Origin of the sequence: Acinetobacter lwoffii, from assembly GCF_024129435.1 — a bacterium.
GTDB classification, from domain to species: domain Bacteria; phylum Pseudomonadota; class Gammaproteobacteria; order Pseudomonadales; family Moraxellaceae; genus Acinetobacter; species Acinetobacter lwoffii_F.
On record NZ_JAMXXN010000055.1, the window covers coordinates 1 to 3,864 of the forward strand.

The 3,864-nt window shown below is 35.9% G+C and carries 4 protein-coding genes and 3 pseudogenes; 5 read left to right on the plus strand and 2 right to left on the minus strand.

What is annotated here, in order from left to right:
* Window positions 1-89: pseudogene (locus tag NI455_RS15130) on the plus strand (ketoglutarate semialdehyde dehydrogenase); the annotation flags it as partial.
* Between the two features lie 183 nt (window positions 90-272).
* Complete coding sequence (locus NI455_RS15135) at window positions 273-1,616, plus strand: OprD family outer membrane porin (protein ID WP_253114858.1); 1,344 nt, start codon at window positions 273-275, stop codon at window positions 1,614-1,616.
* Between the two features lie 185 nt (window positions 1,617-1,801).
* On the opposite strand, the pseudogene NI455_RS15140 reads toward NI455_RS15135, so the two are convergent.
* Together NI455_RS15140 and NI455_RS15540 are read right to left on the minus strand one after the other, a co-directional pair.
* Window positions 1,802-2,197: pseudogene (locus NI455_RS15140) on the minus strand (type I restriction endonuclease subunit R); the annotation flags it as partial.
* Window positions 2,176-2,355: pseudogene (locus tag NI455_RS15540) on the minus strand (MobA/MobL family protein); the annotation flags it as partial. The pseudogenes NI455_RS15140 and NI455_RS15540, both read right to left, overlap by 22 nt.
* 18 nt (window positions 2,356-2,373) lie before the next feature.
* Here NI455_RS15540 and NI455_RS15145 point away from each other — a divergent pair.
* The 3 genes from NI455_RS15145 (at window position 2,374) to NI455_RS15155 (ending at window position 3,794) form a co-directional block, all read left to right on the plus strand.
* Window positions 2,374-2,598, plus strand: coding sequence for a hypothetical protein (locus tag NI455_RS15145; RefSeq protein ID WP_253114859.1), 225 nt, complete (start codon window positions 2,374-2,376; stop codon window positions 2,596-2,598).
* 125 nt (window positions 2,599-2,723) lie between these two features.
* Window positions 2,724-3,332: an HAD family hydrolase gene (locus NI455_RS15150; protein ID WP_034703133.1), complete on the plus strand. Its 609-nt coding sequence runs from the start codon at window positions 2,724-2,726 to the stop codon at window positions 3,330-3,332.
* 303 nt (window positions 3,333-3,635) lie between these two features.
* Window positions 3,636-3,794 carry a hypothetical protein gene (locus tag NI455_RS15155; RefSeq protein ID WP_253114860.1) on the plus strand — a complete coding sequence of 53 codons (159 nt, stop codon included), beginning with the start codon at window positions 3,636-3,638 and terminating at the stop codon, window positions 3,792-3,794.
* Window positions 3,795-3,864: the final 70 nt, after the last annotated feature.

Genomic DNA, 3,864 nt, shown 5'->3' on the forward strand with positions numbered 1-3,864 from the left:
AAAGTCTGTTGCCTGAAGCATTAAGAGATGAGAATCCACTGAACCTGCTGAGACTCGTCAATGGGGAAATGACTCAAAACAGAATTTAAAAGAGACGACAAGAACAAGAATGCGGGGAGCTTTATTCATCTCAGTGAGTTGCCCGCTTTCAAAAACGATAGATAGCCAAATACATTATCAAATGCTTGGAATAGATGAAGTATGAATTTATCTGTTTAACCCAAATAACAATGATTTCAAAAATAAATTAAGAAACATTTAAGGATGAATGTATGAAAACACTTGTGAAATTTTCATTAGTAATAGGGACCTGTATTTCTTTTTCACCTGAACTATTAGCAAATGAATTATTGGAAGATGGTCAATTTGATTTAATTAATCGTAATTTTTATTTTTATCGCGATTTTAGAAATGGAGCTTTCAATCCTTCCGGTGCGAACACGCAGTTGCCAGAAGAAGATAAAGAGGGCTATCGTAGTGAATGGGCACATGGGGTTATTGCAAAATATACTTCAGGATATACTGATACTGCCTTGCAAGTAGGATTTGATGCTTATGGCATGGCAGCAGTAAAACTATATAGTGACGAATTTAAAACCGGCACAAACTTGTTAGAATTTGACTCTGCAACAGGTAAGACTAAAAGCTTCAATGGAGAAATTGGAGGTGCTCTAAAGGTCAAATATAAGGACACTATATTGACTTATGGTAATCAATTTCCCAATGTTCCAGTTATAGCCACCAATACCTCTCGCTTACTCCCATCTGTAAGTACGGGTATAACTTTACAGAATAAATCTATAGATCATTTGGAAATAAATGCCGGTTATTTTTATAGTATGAATCCGGTAGATTCTACGAAGGATTTAAACTTTTTTACCACAGATTATGGTCCAGCTGCTGGAATTAAAGCGGATAGTGTCAGTTTTGCTGGAGGAACATATAAATTACCAAACTCATCAGTAACCGCCTATGCTTCTGAATTAGAAGACGTGTGGACACAGCTCTTTCTAGGCGCAGATTTCCAACATGCTTTTGAAAATGACCACAAACTAAAAGCTGCCTTTGTTGGATATAGTAATAAAGATACGGGTAAAAAAATTGCAGGCAATATTGAAGCAAACATTCTGTCAGGTTTAGTGGGATATCAAATAGATCAGCATATTATTTCTTTTGGATATCAGCAGGTATTTGGGGATGAGCCTTTTGACTGGGTAGGATATTCAACTATAGGCGGAAATGTTTCAATTCTAAATGCAGCGCAGTTTGCCAGTTTTTCTGAAGCAAAAGAAAAGTCACTACAGCTTAAATATGAAACAAGTCTTGGCTCATATGGACTACCAGGCCTAAGCTTAATGGGGCGTTATATATATGGTTGGGATGTAGACAACAGTAATAGTGATAATAATTTTTATAGACAGAGATTTGTTTATGATCCAACCAAAGACAATAAGCATTGGGAACGTAATCTTCAAATTTCTTACAAAGTTCCAAGTGGATTTGCTAAGGGTTTGGATATAAAGTTACGTCAAGCTACCCATCGAGCCACCAAAGGTTATCGTTATAATGATATTGATGAAGTACGCGTAATTATTGAGTATCCATTGTCATTTTAATTATATGCATGTTGTAAGTTCTAGCAATTAATTAGTGATTCACAATTTGATTAGGCTTTGTTGCATAAATATCTAAGACTATGATTTTTTTAATTCATTTTTGGATTAAAAATCAAACAAATCTTTAAGAATCAGCATCTTGAAGAATGTTTATGCAACAAAGCCTCTTTATTTTATAAGAAAACTTAGCGTTCTTTATTAACCAATACATCATAAATGATATGCGCAAACTGCTTCATCTTCGCAGGATCGCTCATGAGCTGTGTCATTTGCTCCATATGCGCTGCATTACTGTCTAATACAGCATCATCAAGCGCCGTATCAAACTCACCTAGCATGGCCTGTTCACGAGTGTTGTTATGAATCTGTTTCATCATTCGTGTGTTCTCGGACATCTTGTCAGCAATGGTCAGAGCATAGTTGATCATGTCTTTCTCTGTCAGATTGTCCGTCACAAACAGATCATTCATCCGGCTTAAAATCTGCGACAAAAAGTCTTCTTTCTTGTCTTTCGCCTTTGCTGTACCCAAATCATTCCCAGGCTCCAATTTATGCTCAGTACTGTCTGCTTTAAGCTGAATATACGAACTGTCTTCATCGGTGCATATAGTTCTAAAGACTCATTGATTAGTTTTTCGGTGAGTTGCCGCATGTGTCTAATTTGATGTCGTCCCAAACCCAACACATCAGCAGTAATCTTCTGTGCTCCGCCACGTTCAGGATTTTTAGGCCGGTATTGCTACATCCATTAGAGCCCATGGCTCCACCATCTATTCTAGAAGCCATGTCATCTGAAAAGCGTGGCTTATATAACCAGCTTTTACAACTGAAGATAGACATCCATTATGACGATGCGCGCCTGGATGAATGGCTGAAACAAAAAAAATATATCATCCGTAAAGCCGCTCATCTCAGAGACCAACTAGGACACTTAAAAATGCTTTGGCATTCACCTGAACAGATAGGTTTGAATTTAAGTTAATCAAATAAAGCAGGAAAGTTCAGTTCGCCCTCCTCTTTAAATGATTCTGACTTAAATTTTGATGAATAAAAGAGTTGATATAAAACGCTAGACCATATGCTTAAACTTTTAATGAGATAAGAATAGTGAGTAAACGACCTTATAAAGCAGTAGCCTTTGATGTTTTTGGAACGCTAATTGAAATTAAAAATAGTCAATCACCTTATAAAAAAATGATGAAATGGCTTAAACAACAAGGGCGAAAACCACAACCAAATGATGCTGCGATGATCATGTCGCTAGATGGCAATTTTGAGACAATCGCTTCTTATTTCGGTTATCAACTACCCGCTCCCTTGTTAGCTGAAATGAACAACGATCTTCAACATGATTTAAAGTATATGCGTGCTTTTGATGATTCTATACCAATGCTGCTTGAGCTTAAAAAGCTAGGCTACAAATTGGCAGTCTGCTCCAATGCAGCAACGCCTTATGGTGAACGAGCACAGCACCTACTTCCACCTTTAGATACTTATGCATGGAGCTTTCAGGTCGGTGCAAATAAGCCAGATCCTTTAATCTACCAACATTTTTTAACTCAAATGAACTGTCAACCAAATGAAGTTTTTTTCATTGGTGATACTCAAATTGCTGATGTAGATGGGCCGCAAAAATTAGGCATGTCTGCAAAAATAATTGATCGTAAAAATGGTGAGAGTCTTTTAGATGTGCTCCAACCCTTGTTAAAAAAATAAATTATAAATCATTTTTCGAGCTGATTTTTAAGATACCAAATCTGGTACTTAACTCATGATATTGAGGATTTAAGTACCAAACTTTGTACCTAACAAATGGGATTAAATCATTAATTCAGTAAGCATAAATATGATTTTTTTATTTCATAATTTTTTTGAATAACCATTTTTTTGAAGTTTTAAACGAAACGAGTTTTTAAAAAATGTCATGTGCTAAGTTTTCCACATGACGATTTATGACTAGGGAAATTTATGCCTAGCCGTGAATAATTTTTAGATCAGCTCAATTGGCTAAGTAATTTTATGCAAAACGAAATTTTAGATGTTCTTTTAGAACTAGGGCTTACAGCTATCGATTGGGTAGATGCTTCAGTGTTCTCAAAGCTTACAGGCATTGAAGAACAAAAACTGACACATCGGCGAAAAAATTGGCCACAAGATTTAGGGCGTGTCCTCATTTGAAGAATTGGTTTTAAATACTTAAAATCCTCCTTTGAGTTATTTTTATTTCTATATTTTCAATGGCACGTAC

What these genes read in the sequence shown, in the direction of transcription:
- NI455_RS15135 (WP_253114858.1), top strand. Translation starts at nt 273, where the DNA reads ATGAAAACACTTGTGAAATTTTCATTAGTAATAGGGACCTGTATTTCT.
- NI455_RS15145 (WP_253114859.1), top strand. Translation starts at nt 2,374, where the DNA reads ATGGCTCCACCATCTATTCTAGAAGCCATGTCATCTGAAAAGCGTGGC.
- NI455_RS15155 (WP_253114860.1), top strand. Translation starts at nt 3,636, where the DNA reads ATGCAAAACGAAATTTTAGATGTTCTTTTAGAACTAGGGCTTACAGCT.